Here is a 16,694-nt window from a genome sequence, read left to right on the forward strand (position 1 = left end):
TATCAATTTTTATATGTTTGATTGTCCTAGTATGATTTTTCCGTCTAAACTGTCGTTATCATCTTTTGCACAGTCCAGAAGTCTTCCCGGCCTGTAGATATTATTCAGGTTGGTAAGAGCAATCAGCAGTTTGTGGATGCTTTCCCCTAAATTCACTGTGTTATTTTGAGCTTTATCCAAAAGATATTGTTTAAAAGCCACTTCAAATTCAGAGAGATCACTTTTTGCCGTCTGCGTTTCCGTGAAACGGTCTCCCACCCAACAGATTTTTGCTAATACATGAGCCGGAATTTCCTGTCTGATAACGGTTTCCGCATAGCGTCTGAAATCAGGGTCCTGGAAGCGGTATGCATATCCCGGAAGCACTACGCTTACCCGATAAGAATAAGGATCGAATACATCTGTTTCACATTCTTCTTCACAGGAATGCATGAAGGTTTCGGAATATTCTACCGGATCTTCAGCTGAAGCACTTTCGGCATCGTACATTATTTTAAATGTGCTTTCTATTTCCATACACCCGATGCCGCCCATCTGCTTATAATCTCTAACGCTGGGTTTTAATAAGAGATGCTCAACAAGGAAAATACCTTCTTCCGTAAAATCATATCTGAAATATTTTACCGTCTCCCTGATTCCGGTTTTCAATGCATTAAGATTAGGGTATGGGTTGGTTCTTTTGTGAGTAGCAATTACATTTTTCTCAGGAGAATCATCCACGACATCAAAATAATAATTACCTCCGCCGGAAAATCTGATGTTCATGTTACCGATGAAGCATTTATTATCTTCGCATGATCCTAAATCTTCCAGTGCGTTTTCAAGGTCTTCTTCATCAATCTGAATAATCTGATAGATTGCTTCATTCAGGTTTTTGGTAGCCGCATATTCAATCTCATAGCTTTTCACGGATGATAGAATAATATTGCCTATGGCATCTTTTATTTTCCATGTAAAAGTTTCTTTATTGCCATTTACTGTTTTGGTAATCAATACCGGTGACTGGGATAGATTTCTTTGAGTATAGTCTTTAATTCCCAATAAACGGGCGATCCTTTTCTGTGCACCTGAAATATTGGCTGTATTCCAGATATCTGAATCCGAAAATAAAGTATAATTGTAACCTGATCCTCGGTTTTTGCTTAATGAAGCATATTCATTAAGGAAATTTTGTTTGTTGTTCAGGACAATTTCATCAGCAGATTTCCCATATAATGATTTCATTAAAAAAGTATAGTCACTGAAGGTCTCTGCAAATCGGGAAATCAAGTGATCCAGGATTTCGTTACGGCGTTCTACGCTGTTGTCGAGTTCTTCATACAGAACATCGGTAAGCTCGTCATCATTTCCTGTGGGATACCCGGAAACCAGTTCTTCAAATCCTTTAATATTTTTAAGGGCTTGTGTGAAAAACGTCCTTTTTAAATCTCCGTTTACGCTTAATACTTCCTTTACTTTTTCAAGGTGTTTAAAATAACCGGCAAGAATCTGGTCAAAAAACAACAGATATGCCTTCATTTGTTTTGCGAGTGCTTCTCTTTCCGGAGTTCTGTTTCCTATGATTCCTGAAGTTCCGACTCCGTAGGTATCCGGAAACTCATTGAGAATAGTAGCATATTCTGCCACATCATAGGATGTTCCGCGAGGTAAAGCCAGTTCTTTGTTCTGTCTGGCATCTTCTCTCAGTACTTCTTCTTCTCTTTTAAGAGTCTGCAGGTATTCCTGAACTTTTTGGTCGTTGATATTTAAAGGAAGGGTACCTTTACTGTAACTGAATGAACTCAGTTCGCAAAGTTCCGGCTTTCTTCCTTTTTCGATGCAGATCAGCCAGTCGTTACTTTGTTTTATAATGCTGTCACAGCCTGCAATGGAAATTTCATGTATTTCTTTTACCCCATCAACTTTCATGATTTCGCTGACGATATCAGAAAGGCGTACTTCTGTTCTCAGCTGGCTGTTTTTCAGTTCTTCGGTATCAATAAAACCGTTTTCCAAAAGCGGGCCTTCAAAAATCTGATCCGTGGTAAGACCTTTATCCAGCATTTGTTTTAATGAATAAAAATGCACTTCCGGAGAGAGATAATTATTAATGGCTTTCAATACTTTAGCATGCACCAGCTCTTCATCGGCTTTATTGACCAATCCGATACGGGCACACACAGCCACTTTCTGAATTTCAACTTCTTTAATTTCGGCCAGATCTTCGCAAAGGCTTCTATTGGCGTGGTAACGGTCTAAAATCTGAAGGTTAACCCCAATTTTTCCGCATCCGTTATTTTCGTCGTTAACATCCTCGGCGTAGTCTACATACAAATCATAGAGCCCTTTTATATCAAAACTTTGTACTTTATCTCCGATAGGCTTAAAGTCTAAATTGCCGGTTTTGCAATCGACATATAATTTTTCATTATTGGGAACGAGCCAACAGTTTCTGATGGGTCTTTTGTGACCGGATGTAAAGCTGATGTCTAAAAAGAGTTTTCTGTAATCAAGTTCGGTTAAAGGTTTTGAAGGCAGAATTTCCGTGGCTTTTAAAAACTGTGACTGAATATCTTTATCGGGATCTTCAGCGGTAAGGATATCCTCCATGTTGAGGTTTACCCTCATCCCAAGATCGGTGATGGCATAGCTTAAAACCTCCAGCGTTGTAATCCCCGGATCGTGAGAGTTGTAATCTGTCCAAAGCTTCCCTCCCAATTTCTCTATGTATTCAATACCTGTTCTGCGCAGAAAGTGAAAATCGGTCTGATCCCCGGTTTCTACATTTTTCGGTATGCTGATGTGCTTATTTTCTGACATGGTTATGTTTCTTCTTATTTATTATTAAATACATACTTGTTCTGCAATGATAATTTGGTGCTGTTTGGCAGATACGAGAATTGATTTCGGATCTACTTCTATTAAAGATTTTTTCTGTACAACATTATTCACCAGTATTTTAATCTCATCAATATAATCTACATAATACAGCTGTTCCAGATAGTTAATGAGATGGTTGACATTCAGCTCCACATTAAAATCAATGTCTTTAGAGTCTGTAAAAGCCCATGGCGATATGTATTTCTTAATATCTTCATCCAGTTGCTTCATGTAAAAAATCTCGTCAAATTTTTCAAAAATTTTCACCGTGGCCTGTATTTTCGCTTCTTTATAATTAGGATTAATTACCTGAGCCTTAACATGCATTGTATTTAATTCATTTACATAATTCTGAATTTTATTGAGACTGGCTCTGCTGACTCTTGGCTGATAGACGTCGAAAGCGTTTTTATTTTTAATATTCGGCACTACCATTAGCGTGACATGTCCCGGTGCCATATATGATTTTTCGGAAGTGTGGTTTAAGCATTTTACTTTGAAAACTTCCGGGAACTCCTGCAATACCAGGCTTTCATAATCCCACTGTGTAATGGCTCTGTGTTTGTGTCTCAGCCGTTCACTTACTCTTCTGTAAAATTCCGTATCGGCTTCTTTGTATTTTCCGTCGAACGAATTATACGGCTGGCTAACCGATTTTACCTGTGGAACTCTGGTAATTAGTTTCGAAATCGTGTCGGCCGGCAAACCATTGTTCAGATGCCCCAGATCATTGTCCTGATTCTGGAATGTTGCCAAAACAGCCTGTGTATATATTCCCTGAATTTTGCATACCGCATCATAGCTTCTTTTTGATTTGGCCCTGATCCAGACCAGTCCGTCGGTAAGTCTTGTATGGCTGGTATTGATATCTTTAGGAATTTTGAACTTTATAGCGCCTGATTCCATGAATTTTCTCGTTTCATTTTTCAGCATGTTTTCTGACAGGTCGATCCATGTATTGTTGGAGAGGATATGCCATTCGATAAACTCTTTCTCCTCGAAAGTATCTACCAAAGGATTCTCGCTTCCTTCCAGCATCTGGATCAATAGAGAGATGGTGGTTTGCGGCGTTGCTTCGAGACCGATGTATAATTCACCTCCGTTTTCGTGTACGGGAACAATGCTTTTGGTTTCAATTTCTTTTTCGTACTGCCCGAATGCATCTTCATGGTATAACTGCATGCCTTTGCTTTTGGAAGCTTCTCCGGTAGAATCTTTACTTATATAAGAATAGGCATTTTCTTTCGCACTGTAATTCAGCTCTATATTTTCTGCAAAAGGAATATAAGGCTCATTCGGAACAAGCTTTTGTTTGTCCGGATTGCTGGATAACGCCAAGGTATATAGTTTAGGATAAACATCCTGTAATGCCGACTGGTTCAGCGTTACTCTGATTGCCTCGCTGGTAGCCGGATCACTATTCGTGTTATGAATAGAGAACTGCGTTTTATAACCGTTTTCTGTTTTTAGAAACAACTGGATATCGTTTCCTCGTTCACGCCAAACTTCTTTTTCAAACAATGCGGTATCTGCTGTAAAATAGGCATCCGAACGAACAATTGACGGAGTTTTCAGCGCTTCAAAATCTCTTACACTGATGTTTTGATTCGGCTGAATGATATAGCCGTTGTATAAATCGGTAATTGAATTGGGTGTGTTTTTCCAGTTGATGGTAATGTCTGCATTTTCCCATTTTTTGGAAAACATTTCAGGACATTTAATGTAAAAATTAGACCCTTTAACAGGCTGTGCGGTGAAAGGATAATAAGGCTTTTCGGCATTCAGTGTACTGCTGTCGTTTTCGATCTGAAGAGATTTCACTCCTTTTACATCAACGGCAATTTCTACATTTTTTATCAGTTTTTCTGAAAGGGCTTCATAAATCTTGTAATATTTTTCGCCTTCGATCACGAATCTTACTACAGGAAAATCAGTCTGAAACGTTTGCAACAAGACCTCTTTATTGTATTTTACGACAGCAGGGAGCTCTTTGGTTAATGTAAAAGAAAGGACCAGCTGGTCTTCGCTTTTTCTTATACACTTCAAGGGCATTCCGGAGAGCCATTCTTTTTCTCCGCTGCACAGGACTTTGATGTTATTTTCAATGTCTCCGTCTGTTAAATCCTGTAATTTTTGCGTCGAATTTTTAATAAAATCGATTTTCACGGTAACGGTTCTTTCTCCTTCTTTCAGATCGAATAATGATGATGCGATGGCAAAACCGAGTTTCGCTTTCGGAAGTTCCTTGTAGATGGATTTATCGGAGGCGGTTTCATCGGTGTTATATCCGAACGGCCACCAGTAATTGCTTTCCTGCGGGAGCTTATCTCCTAAACCGTCGGCAGAATTGGCAACCGGAGCCATCTTCAGCTCACTTTTTTTAACGTCGTTGAGGAAACTTTTGATCTCAACTACTTTTGCCTGGTTGGCAATAAGTTCTTCGTCTGTTTTGTAAATGCGTTTTTTTCCGGTGGCATCTTTATCACCGTCCAGCAGTGTTCCGCCCGGAATTCTTTCCTGCATGGCTTTTTTGGCCAATTCAAAAATCACATAGACCTTATCCGGTTTGGCTTCATTTTTTTCAATCTGCAGAATTTCGTTATAATAGAAATCCAGATGCCTTTTAGTCAAATTATTAAAAGCATTTTTTGAGAAATCCAATAATTTCAGAAAGCAGACGAATAAGGTGAGGTGGGGCGTCAGGTTGCTGTCTTGTTCAAACTGGGAAATAAGATCTGTAACCTGTTTTTTCATACTTTTGTACTCCACGCTTTCTCTGCGTGGGACAGTATTGGCATCATCACCCAGGAAAAAGTTTCCCCAGTTTCCTTTCGGTGTGGTATTATCATCTTTATCGAAATAGTTTACACGCTGTGCAAAATTGTTTGCGAATAATAGCCAGTCAAACAAATCGAAATCGTGTAATTCAAGATTGCCCGGGTCTAATTCTGCTAAAAAGCGCTGCATTTGTGATTTTCCTTCACGATAATGTGAAAATGTATCTGTTTTTTTCATTTGTTTATATTTATCTTTCTATGGTCAGATGCAATACTTGTGTAGTGTTGGTAGTATTTAAAATGGCTACAGACATCCCGTAATTCATTATAATTCGGTAGCTTCTTCTTTATAAAAAGGAAAAACCATATTGCTTCTTGTATTCGTATTTCTTACTTCGTAGTTAATCTGTATTAAAATTTCGCCTTCAATTTCGTCCTGAGTATCAATTTCAATACTTAAAATGTTGATTCGTGGTTCATGATATAAAATAGCACGCTCAACAATTCCTTTCATCTGTGTAATCAGCGTTAAGTCCAGTGGCTTAAAGAGCATTTCCTGAAGGTCACATCCGTAATCAGGGAACATGACACGCTCACCAGGGCGTGTAGACAGCAGGATCATAAGGCTGTTGTTAATGTCTTCCACATCTGTGGTCATTGCCAGTTTTCCTTCAGTCTGATTAAATTCAGGCGGAAAGCTCCAGCCTATTCCTAAAAAATCTGTATTTATTTTCATACGTTATTGGTTATATTAATGGTAACATCTGCAACTGTAACATAGTGTTTCAGGTACGGTAACCTTTTGTTATTGATGTATTCCGTTGTTTTAGGGAGATATGATTAAAAGCAGTTCCTGACTAAATCAAAAACATGATGTCTTACTATCATCCTCCTATCAAAACAGTAGCTTCACCTGCGGCTATTACCCCACCGTGCGCTGTGGAATCTCCCATTCTTGCGGCCGGTTTCCCACCGATCATTACGCTTGAAGATCCTGATGCAATGGTATCTATCGGACCTGTGCATACTGCTTTGTCGCCTACTCTTGCTGCAGGCTTACCGCCGATAAGAACGGTAGGCTCTCCCGCCGGAATGATTGGCCCGCCTACATGCGGAACATTTCCCGTTACCATGGGACAGGTATGCATATCTGTAATTCTTGCTGCCGGTTTCATGATTTAATTGATTTTTACCTGAGATCCTTTGACAACGGTTACCGCTCCTGATTTAAGTTCAGAACCTGAGCTTCCTTCCGCCTTTAACTGGGCACTGGCTTTCACATTGATGTTTACTCCTTCCATATTGATATCACCTTTTGCTTTGATCTTGATGTCTTTTGAACTTTCCATGCTGATGCCGTCTTTGTTAAGGATAAATGTATTGGCATGTTCATCTTCAATTTTGATGATGTCGGCATCTTCGTCTACGATCACTTTCTTGCCTTTCGGAGTTTCTAATGTGTAAGAAATCTTGTCGTCGTTGAAGATCATTTTCATTTTGCTTCGGGTTACGAATCCTTTTTCGTGGTTATCATCCGAAGCCACAATAGGAGCCGGTTTTGTACTGCTGTTCAGCATTCCCAGAACGACGGCGTCATTAGGATCATCATTAATAAACCCTATAATAACCTCATCCCCGATTTCCGGTCTGAAAAAAGAGCCTCTGTTTTCTCCGGCATCAAGAGTGGCTACTCTCGCCCAGATTCCCTCTTCTTCATTATTGATGATCGGTATCTGCACCAGAATTCTATCTTCACCATCCGGATCAGATTCCAGCTGGGAGACGATCCCGATGTGCAATCCGCTGATAGCAGGAATAATCCCCGAGCCCGGCATTTCACTTACATCATAGGTTTCTGAGAACCAGGTTGGGGAAAGCCCGAACTGCGCATCTACGAGCCAGTTTCCGTTAATGATTTCGTGACGGACTCCCGTTACGTATATTTTTCCGTTGAAGCGGTTCCCAACTCCCTGTAAGGTCAATGTAACTCCGGGTTTTACCGCCGGAATTCCCTGGAATTTTACCCTGCCTCTTGTTTTTGCCAGCTGCTGAAACGTTGCTTTGGCATCACCCCATTCCTGCAATTCGCCCTGGGTAAGATTTCCGCCGTGTTTCAGCTGGAGGTCTTCAATTCCAAAGACTTTTGCCAGATCGCCGGAAGAAAGATTGCCATTGAGACTGATGGCCGGGTCCTGCGCTTCGACTTCCGTAAGCTCCTGATCCGTATAGCTCCATGTTTTGACAGTAATTTTACTGAACTGATCTCTTGCGTCAATTTCGCCGTCAAATTCATGTACCGATGATCCGTAGACAACGGTTTCTACTGTTTCGCCACTGAAATTAGGCTTCGCCACTTTCACAGTTCCGTCGTCAACAAAACAAAGCTTTCCGTTTGCCTGTGCTCTGGTTAACATAAAATCCCAGTCGGAAGCCTGGTACTGTACCAATTCTTTGTGGGTATTTGAAGTAGCCTCCACATCAGCAATAGCTCCGCCGTTACCGATAAGTTCTTCGATGATATCGCTGTCTTTACTATCGTAGAAATATTTGCTTTTTCTTCCCAACGTCATTTTTACCGCTTTATCTCTGCATTCGATGATGAGGTACGATGAGCCGTTTCTGACCTTGATATTATGTTTTACCACAACCCCTTTAAAAATGGTTTCTTCTTTGGAATGGTAGCCAGCTGTGATTTCAATTTCTTTTCCGGGAATTAATAATTCTTCATTGCTTAATTTGAAGTCCTGTTCCGGTATGCTTCCATCCAGAATAACAATGCGGGCATAAGGAATCCTGTTGACTTCTTTTTCTACGACAATACTTTTAACGCCGTATTTACCAGGCAATTCCGTGCCTCCGGACATTACTTTAAAAGTAATCAGATCCGGGTTTTTTGCTGTTTGTATGTATCCGCTGTTATTCATTTTATGAAACTTTTTCTAATGGCGGGAAGTAAAGTTCGCTCCCTGGTTTTAATTGTCTGAAATTGACAAGACCGTTTACTTTTGCGACTTCCAGATAGTATTTGGAATCACCGTAGATTCTTTCGGTCATTAAGGGAAGGGTGTCTCCGGCCTGTACTGTTCTTTTGTGGGTAACATCAGGAGATTCATTTTTCTTTTCAGCAGCTTCCAGCTTGGGACTGATTGATTCACTAAATTTGGCTTTCCCTATTGCTCTTAAAGGCTGTCCTTCATTATCAAACAACTTATACTCTACGGTAAATTCTGCCAGCACGCCTTTGAATTCAAAGCTGCCCCAGTTGAGGATAACGTTATAAGGTTTATGTATAGGACCTGCAACCTTGCCTGTAGCTTTATAAAAAGCATCTACCTGATCTTTTACGGATGTTTTTTTAAAAGCTTTTCCTTTGATCATGTTGATAAGTTTGTTGCCTGAAAAAGCTTCCGTGACACCTGTACCATCAAACAGAAATTCTAACTGCAAATCTGTTGAAGGTGATGCGGTATATTTTAAATCGGTTTTAGCTGTCCCCAATGCCTGTCCAGGCTCAAGTTCTGTTTTGTAAGTAACAGAATACCCGGTAGGATTTATAAAAGCGGTAAAGGCTCCACTGTCAACTCTTTTTTTATAGTCAGAATCTTCATATGTCCCGATTGTCAGTTTTTGAAGTGCTCCTTTCATTATCTTTCTTTTTTACGTTTGTCAATATGTACTGCCTGTTCCACGCTTTCGCTCACTGCCCGCATAATTTTTGCCTCATCAATGGATGTAGCATTAGTTGATGCTGCTGTTTTCTCGTCCACATTTATTTTAATGTGAAGCTCTTTTATTTCTATTGGCATTTTCGTTTGTTTTTAATCGGTTTTAATTATAATATATTAAAAACCAATGATTTAACGTTTTTATTATTAAAAATCTAAGCACATAAAGAGTGCGTTCAGTCCTGTGATAGACCAATCTGTTTTTGTTTTTTGAAAATATTTTTGCTAAATGTTATCCTGAGGCTAACACACTTTCAGGTGCTCAGATTAATTTAGAAATTACAAGCCTAAGCTTGCTAACGATGAAGGTATCGTGAAATATCTGTATTTCAGTTCTATTGTTTCAATAGCCAATTTGCTTTCTTCTGCGTTAAATTCGGAAACTTCCCATCTTACAGGATATGCTCCCACAACATTCCAGACCATTAAAGGAGCTGTAGACTGAAGCCCTCCCGACAGCGTAACGATAAGGTTTCTGGGTTCAAACTCGAAGTTTTCCATAGCATTTCTGCACCAGCTGATCAACCCAGAACTTACAATTAAGCCGCGCTTAAGCACTAAGTTGGGATATTTCGGCCGTAAAGGAAGCTGATGAAGAAACCTGTTTTCGCCTCCTTCGGCATATTCTTCGGTTGGAATGTCCGTTGATAAACCAGATATTGACTGAAATCTGGAATCAATACCCTCTGTAGTCGAAATCCCGTTAACAATGAAAGAGAAACTGGTTGGAGGATATAAAAGAGCCATGATTAGTTATTTTCAATAGTTAATCCTTCGTGCGCCAGTTCAAGGGTTTCGATAGCGACCTCATTACCATCTGCTTTCAAATCACTTGACTGAAGCTTCACAGGGAAAGCATTTTTCACCTTCCAGGTTACTGCCGGATTTCCGCTCTCATCCAAAAGAGAAATCGTAACAGATCTTCTCTCTACCGTGTTAAGCTGTACAGACTGGAACCATTCAAAAAATTCGTTGTCTCCCTGGAAAGTCCCCCTTTTTAAGGTGATATTACTGAACGTCTTCAACCCCGTCATCTTCGTTTTACTGAAATCAGGGCTTGCTCCATGTCTGTACTCAATGACAGCCGTTTCTAAATTCATTCCCGATACCTCAGTGAATCCTAATTTTGTTCCGCCCCAATCTACTTCAAAGGCAAACTTTACTAATGGATATGTACTCATAATTGTATGTATATTTAATTGTTATTTAGTTTGATTTTTATGATTCCTGTAATTTGTGGGAAAAACGAAGCACAATAAATTCAGCCGGACGTACGGCTGCCATACCGATCTCGATATTCATTCTTCCTTCAAGGATATCCTGGGCAGACATGGTTTTGTTTAAGCCAACGCTTACGTAATAAGCTTCCTCAGGCTTGCTTCCTGCCAAGGCTCCGTCCTGCCACTGCTGGTTAAGGAAATTTTCGATCATGGTCTGTACACGGATCCATGTGTTGGCGGTATTGGCTTCAAAAACGAAACGTTCTGTTGCCTTCATCACAGATTCTTCCACCATGTTGAAGAAACGACGTACAGAGATGTATCTCCATTCATTGCTGTTTCCGTCTAACGTTCTTGCCCCCCAAACCAAAGTACCTTTTCCGGTAAAGGTTCTGATTGCGTTGATGGATTTTCCGGCTGTAGGATCTACGTTCAGGCTTTCCTGATCTTCATGTGAAATTTTTTCGGTTGGTGCCACTACATAGTTCAGGCCTACATTTGCAGGTGCTTTAAATACTCCTGCAGTGCTGTCTACTTTAGCATATACTCCAGCCATTGATGATGATGGAGCCATAACTACTTTTTTGGATTCCATCGCATTTTTTGCAAGGTTGTAGAGATCAGAATCATTCGTTTTCCAGTATTCCAAAGACTGACCTCCAACCATAATAGCCGGATCATAGCTGTACGTTAAAACCGTTTCTAATTTTGGATGGTACGCAGCTCCATATTTTAATGCTTTTGTTACGCCTAGTCTAAACTCAGCGACAGTTCCGACTACATCCATGATCACGAATCTGTCTTTTAGCTCTGCTGCCTGATCTAAGGCCTGGTTATACAACTGGTATGCATCTGCTGCTAAAAATTCAGCATCAGGGAAAACGATAAGTGTTGGTTCATCTTCTTTTTCCAATGTTTTTAATCCGAACAACAAGCTGCCGGCAGTAGTTTCATTTCCTAAAGACGGGTTCGTTCCATATCCATTTACAGAAACAATATAACATGGGCCTCCACCATTGGCAAAATACATTTGCATGGCATAATACATTTTGAAAGGGCTTGGTGATACAGTAGCAGTAACTGTTCTGGGTGTATTTGCAGTGGCTGCCACTATATTGAATGTAAACGCTTCATTTTTAGCTTTTCCGAAAATTGTTTCGTATTCCAACATGGAAGAAATTCTTGTAGGCTCATTTCTTGGCCCCTTATCCGTATGCCCGATAAAAGCAGGGATCGCTGTTTCTACTTGTGCTACAGATGGCGGAAATTTTGCAATTTCCTCTATGTATGCTCCTGGTGTTTTGTAATTCATTTTTTTTAATTTTAAAGTTAATATTAGTTATTTTCAATAGTTAATCCTTCGTGCGCCAGTTCAAGGGTTTCGATAGCGACCTCATTACCATCTGCTTTCAAATCACTTGACTGAAGCTTCACAGGGAAAGCATTTTTTACCTTCCAGGTTACTGCCGGATTTCCGCTCTCATCCAAAAGAGAAATCGTAACAGATCTTCTCTCTACCGTATTAAGCTGTACAGACTGGAACCATTCAAAAAACTCGTTGTCTCCCTGGAAAGTCCCTCTTTTTAAGGTGATATTACTGAACGTCTTCAACCCCGTCATCTTCGTTTTACTGAAATCAGGGCTTGCTCCATGTCTGTACTCAATGACAGCCGTTTCTAAATTCATTCCCGATACCTCAGTGAATCCTAATTTTGTTCCGCCCCAATCTACTTCAAAGGCAAACTTTACTAATGGATATGTACTCATAATTGTATGTATATTTAATTGTTATTTAGTTTGATTTTTATGATTCCTGTAATTTGTGGGAAAAACGAAGCACAATAAATTCAGCCGGACGTACTGCTGCCATACCGATCTCAATGTTCATTCTTCCTTCAAGGATATCCTGGGCAGACATGGTTTTGTTTAAGCCAACGCTTACGTAATAGGCTTCCTCAGGCTTGCTTCCTGCCAAGGCTCCGTCCTGCCACTGCTGGTTAAGGAAATTTTCGATCATGGTCTGTACGCGGATCCATGTGTTGGCGGTATTGGCTTCAAAAACGAAACGTTCTGTTGCCTTCATCACAGATTCTTCCACCATATTGAAGAAACGGCGTACAGAGATGTATCTCCATTCATTGCTGTTTCCGTCTAATGTTCTTGCGCCCCAAACCAAAGTACCTTTTCCGGTAAAGGTTCTGATTGCGTTGATGGATTTTCCGCTATCCGGGTCCACATTCAGCTTTTCCTGATCTTTAGCAGAGATTTTTTCGACAGGAGCCTCTACGAAATTAAGGCCTAAGTTTGCCGGCGATTTCCACACTCCTGCGGTGCTGTCTACTTTAGCATATACTCCAGCCATTGATGATGATGGAGCCAATATCACCTGTTTTGATTCAATTGCTTTTTTAGCCTGGTTGTACAATTCTGAACTTGCAGCTTTTAAATCAGCAAGATTTGCGATACCTGATGCGCCGGTTACCAAAACATTTGCCTCATCAAAAGCGTAGTTTAAAACTGTCTTTAATTTCGGGTGATAAGCAGCTCCATATTTTAGACCTGAGGCGTTGACTTTGCTTCTGAAAGTATCATCATCGCCAAGAACATCCATAATAACGAATCTGTCTTTCATAAGTTCCGCCTGATCTAAGGCACTGTTGTATAACGAGTACACTTTTGTAATAGCGGTAGCATTCGCTTTAGCAGCACTAACAGCACTCGCATTTGCAGAGGCAGCCGCAGAAATTGTGGTTGCAGTGGTAAGATCAGTATCGAACGCAGCAGTAACAGCCTGAGCAACAGCCTTGGCATCAGCAAGATTAGCAGCAGCCTGAACAGCAGCAGCGACAGCCTGAGCAGCAGCAACTTTAGCAGGATTTACGGTAGTAGCAGTAACATAGCCAGTCACTTTAGTAGCAGCAACATCCACAGCAGCCTGAAGGTTAGCAGCAGCCTGAACAGCGTCTGACACATCTTTAGCAGCGGCCTTGGCATCTGTAGCTGCAGTTTTATTATCTGTTGCAGCCTGTGCTGCTGCGGCAGCTGTATCTACATCAGCAGCATTAGGAACCAGGCCTTGAAGATCCGGAAAAACAATAAGGGTGGGCTCATCTTCTTTTTTAAGCAGTTCAAGACCGTATAGTAATGTTCCTTGTGTTGTAGATGTTCCTACGCTGACCTGATCAGCATAGTATCCTACTGAAACAATATAACAGGGTCCTCCGCCATTGGCAAAATACATCTGCATGGCATAGTACATTTTAAAATCGCTTACTTTCGTTTGTGTTGCCGTTGCAACGCCATCTTTGAAAGCTACCGCAAACGTTTCCGGATTTGCTTTTCCGAAAAGCTGCTCGTACTCCAACATTGAAGTAATTCTTGTTGGCTTATTCTTTGGGCCTTCCGCAGTATATCCTATAAAAGCAGGAATAGCCGTTTCAACTTGCGCTACGGAAGGCGGAAATTTTTCATGCTCCTCCACGTAAACTCCAGGGGTTTTGTAATTCATTTGTTAAAATTTTTAAATTAAGATTAATATATCTCGAAGTACAGCTTCGAATATTTGTTGTGACTGATTATATTTTCAGAATTATTATAATTTGTGGGAAAAATTCAGTACGATAAATTCAGCAGGGCGTACCAGTGCTATCTTTACCGTTACATTCATCGTTTTCGATTTATCTTTGTCACCGGAGACTTCTACATTATAGGCTTCTTCCGGCGTACTTCCTGCCAACCCGCCATCGATCCACTGCTGATTAAGAAAATTTTCTATCATGGTTTTTGCTCTTAACCATGTATACGGTATATTGGGCTGGTTTATAAATTTTCCGTCGGCTAATGCTTTTCTGATCGACAGTTCAATCATATCGTAATAGCGGCGTACATTGATATACCTCCAGATGTTTTCTTGATGGTCTTCTGTCTTTTCTTTTGCATTCAGGGTTCTGGCTCCCCAGACTAATGTTCCCTTTCCGGTAAAAGTTCTGATGGCATTGATTGATCCTGCATCATTTACATTCATATCAGACTGTTCGGAATCGGAAACCTTTTCCGTAGGGCTCACCACAAAGTTAAGGCTGACATTAGCCGGTGCTTTCCAGACTCCTCTTGTGCTGTCTATTCTTCCATAAACGCCCGCCATTGCTGAAGAAGGAGGTAAAACTACCTTTAATGATGCGATCTCTTTTCTGATCTGATGATATAAAACCGAATCAGATGATTCTAAACTTTTCAATGTTTTACCGTTTGCTGCTCCCACTTCATCCTTTACGGCAAGAATCGCAGTTTTTAATGTGTCGAACTCTTCACTGAAAACAGGGGTATCTTCCAGGTTATCAGGAATAACAAAATCATCTATTGTTCCGTCGTAAATGGCTTCTAATACTGCGTTCGCTTCTTCAATGGCGTGTATCAAATTACCTTTTGCATCACCTGCTTCATCTGCTGTTTCACTGATTTCCTCTGCAATGGCTATCGCCTGCCCCAGTAAATCTGCCAATACGAAAGGATCTGCAGATCCGCCGATAATTTCTTCACTTGCCAGGCTTTTTAATTCGTCCAATGCTGCAATTTCACCTGCATACAAGTCTGCAGTAGTTTGTCCTTGTCTTTGTAAACCGGTATGCTGGATAAGTGTTTCGGTTTCATCAAAAGTATAATTCAGAATGGTGGTTAAATGCGGAAAATAAGCTGCGGCATAAGTGGTAAGCGCTACATTATTCCTAAGGTTGGCGAGGGTATTAAGATTATTGGATTGGGTTACAGAGTTTCCGTAAAAAGTATCTACTATAACAAACCAATTTCTCCCGCCTGATTCTACCTTAGCAATAGCCTGATTATAAATAGTATAAAAATCAGCTTCTGATAAAGACACTGCATCAGGAAAAAGAATGAGCCTGGGTTCATCTGAATCTTCAATCAGTTCCAGACCAGTACTTAAGGCAGCTAGTTCAACTTGTCCTGATGTATAATTGCCAACTGAAAAAATCTGACAAGGGCCGCCTCCGTTAGCAAAATATACCTGAAGCGAATAGTACATTAAAAACTGTACTTCAGGAGCTATAAGCTCTACTCCTTTATCTTCCGTATCTTTAAGCCGGATATTTTCTTTTTTCGCTTTTCCAAAGTATTTTTCGTATTCCAAAAGAGAGCTGATATTCAGTGGCTCAGTATGGTCAGCAGGGGTCAACTCAGTATACCCGATAAATACCGGAATAGCCGTATCAATAAGTGAAACTGAATTGGGAAGCCTAGTAATTTCTTCAACTGAAACACCTGGTGTAGTTGGATTTTGCATGTTTAAAAATTTAAGTTAAAGGTTATTAGTTTTTAGTTTTTGGTTTGATTATGCGTCATTACCATTATTATAATAAATTCGCACAATCATTGATTAATCGACTTTGATACTTTTTATACTTACTTCATCAATTAAATTAATATTGGTTGCTTCCACAGATTCAATCTTTATAACACTTACTTTGTATAAAGCAGAAGGCATGACTTTTCCTCCTAATAATCCCCAGATATAACTAAGCTGTTCAAAGGGAATCGAATGCAGTTCCATTCTAAACCTGAAATTTTTTTTCACATCAGAATCAATATATTCCAGCACATTATGGGTCTGAAAAATTTCGATAACCTTCGAGATGTCGGTTAAAGATTTATCATAGGCATTACGGTTTGCAGCAATCATCAGGTATAAGTTTAGATAAGCCGGCGGATTCTGCTTTTTCATATCATAGATAATCGGATTTTCAGTTACCGCTGTTCTGGTATACCATGACCTGTTTTTTAATGTTGATTCTTCCTCCACGTTCAGCAAAGTGATAACCACTTTATCATCAAGCCCGGAGGTATCATCATCATGTTTTGCTATATCATCAACTACGGCAATATCGCCGCTGTGCTGTCCGTCTTTTAAGCCGTTCACCGGATCATTGAGCTTATCTTTTAAAATTGTCAATACTTCTTTAATCATAATTTTTGCTCTTTATTATTATGATGCAAACATACAATTACACTTAATCAAAAGACAAATATTTTGAGGTCCTAAACCTGTCTTTGCAGTAAATACTTTTTATATTTTTTCACAGAAAGCTGAAAAACCCACT

At 40.1% G+C, this 16,694-nt stretch carries 14 protein-coding genes; all 14 read right to left on the reverse strand.

Annotated features, from left to right (window positions below):
• Positions 1-9 precede the first annotated feature (9 nt).
• The 14 genes from HHL20_RS10295 to HHL20_RS10360 all read right to left on the reverse strand — a co-directional run bounded on the left by HHL20_RS10295 (position 10) and on the right by HHL20_RS10360 (position 16,561).
• Complete coding sequence (locus tag HHL20_RS10295) at positions 10-2,799, reverse strand: hypothetical protein (RefSeq protein WP_169231039.1); 2,790 nt, start codon at positions 2,797-2,799, stop codon at positions 10-12.
• A gap of 24 nt (positions 2,800-2,823) precedes the next feature.
• Positions 2,824-5,874: a baseplate J/gp47 family protein gene (locus HHL20_RS10300; RefSeq protein ID WP_169231040.1), complete on the reverse strand. Its 3,051-nt coding sequence runs from the start codon at positions 5,872-5,874 to the stop codon at positions 2,824-2,826.
• A gap of 87 nt (positions 5,875-5,961) precedes the next feature.
• Positions 5,962-6,372, reverse strand: coding sequence for a GPW/gp25 family protein (locus tag HHL20_RS10305; protein WP_169231041.1), 411 nt, complete (start codon positions 6,370-6,372; stop codon positions 5,962-5,964).
• 148 nt (positions 6,373-6,520) lie between these two features.
• Positions 6,521-6,811, reverse strand: coding sequence for a PAAR domain-containing protein (locus HHL20_RS10310; RefSeq protein ID WP_194306235.1), 291 nt, complete (start codon positions 6,809-6,811; stop codon positions 6,521-6,523).
• 3 nt (positions 6,812-6,814) lie between these two features.
• Positions 6,815-8,560, reverse strand: a complete 1,746-nt coding sequence (gene vgrG, locus HHL20_RS10315; RefSeq protein WP_169231042.1) for a type VI secretion system tip protein VgrG — start codon at positions 8,558-8,560, stop codon at positions 6,815-6,817.
• 1 nt (position 8,561) lies between these two features.
• A complete protein-coding gene (locus HHL20_RS10320; RefSeq protein ID WP_169231043.1) occupies positions 8,562-9,281 on the reverse strand; it encodes a CIS tube protein in 720 nt (239 codons plus the stop codon).
• Positions 9,281-9,442 carry a DUF5908 family protein gene (locus tag HHL20_RS10325; protein ID WP_169231044.1) on the reverse strand — a complete coding sequence of 54 codons (162 nt, stop codon included), beginning with the start codon at positions 9,440-9,442 and terminating at the stop codon, positions 9,281-9,283. The genes HHL20_RS10320 and HHL20_RS10325 overlap by 1 nt, the downstream gene beginning before the upstream one ends.
• A gap of 198 nt (positions 9,443-9,640) precedes the next feature.
• Positions 9,641-10,108: a phage tail protein gene (locus HHL20_RS10330; protein ID WP_169231045.1), complete on the reverse strand. Its 468-nt coding sequence runs from the start codon at positions 10,106-10,108 to the stop codon at positions 9,641-9,643.
• Between the two features lie 2 nt (positions 10,109-10,110).
• Positions 10,111-10,542, reverse strand: coding sequence for a phage tail protein (locus HHL20_RS10335; protein ID WP_169231046.1), 432 nt, complete (start codon positions 10,540-10,542; stop codon positions 10,111-10,113).
• Between the two features lie 37 nt (positions 10,543-10,579).
• Entirely contained in the window at positions 10,580-11,893 is a 1,314-nt protein-coding gene (locus tag HHL20_RS10340; protein WP_169231047.1) for a phage tail sheath family protein, read from the reverse strand.
• A gap of 23 nt (positions 11,894-11,916) precedes the next feature.
• Positions 11,917-12,348: a phage tail protein gene (locus HHL20_RS10345; protein WP_169231046.1), complete on the reverse strand. Its 432-nt coding sequence runs from the start codon at positions 12,346-12,348 to the stop codon at positions 11,917-11,919.
• Between the two features lie 37 nt (positions 12,349-12,385).
• Positions 12,386-14,089 (reverse strand): phage tail sheath family protein, encoded by a 1,704-nt coding sequence (locus HHL20_RS10350; protein ID WP_169231048.1) that lies wholly within the window; start codon positions 14,087-14,089, stop codon positions 12,386-12,388.
• A gap of 84 nt (positions 14,090-14,173) precedes the next feature.
• Positions 14,174-15,880: a phage tail sheath family protein gene (locus HHL20_RS10355; RefSeq protein WP_169231049.1), complete on the reverse strand. Its 1,707-nt coding sequence runs from the start codon at positions 15,878-15,880 to the stop codon at positions 14,174-14,176.
• A 93-nt stretch (positions 15,881-15,973) separates the two neighbouring features.
• Positions 15,974-16,561: a DUF4255 domain-containing protein gene (locus HHL20_RS10360; protein ID WP_169231050.1), complete on the reverse strand. Its 588-nt coding sequence runs from the start codon at positions 16,559-16,561 to the stop codon at positions 15,974-15,976.
• Positions 16,562-16,694: the final 133 nt, after the last annotated feature.

It is taken from the genome of Chryseobacterium cheonjiense (assembly GCF_012927265.1).
Classification (GTDB): domain Bacteria; phylum Bacteroidota; class Bacteroidia; order Flavobacteriales; family Weeksellaceae; genus Chryseobacterium; species Chryseobacterium cheonjiense.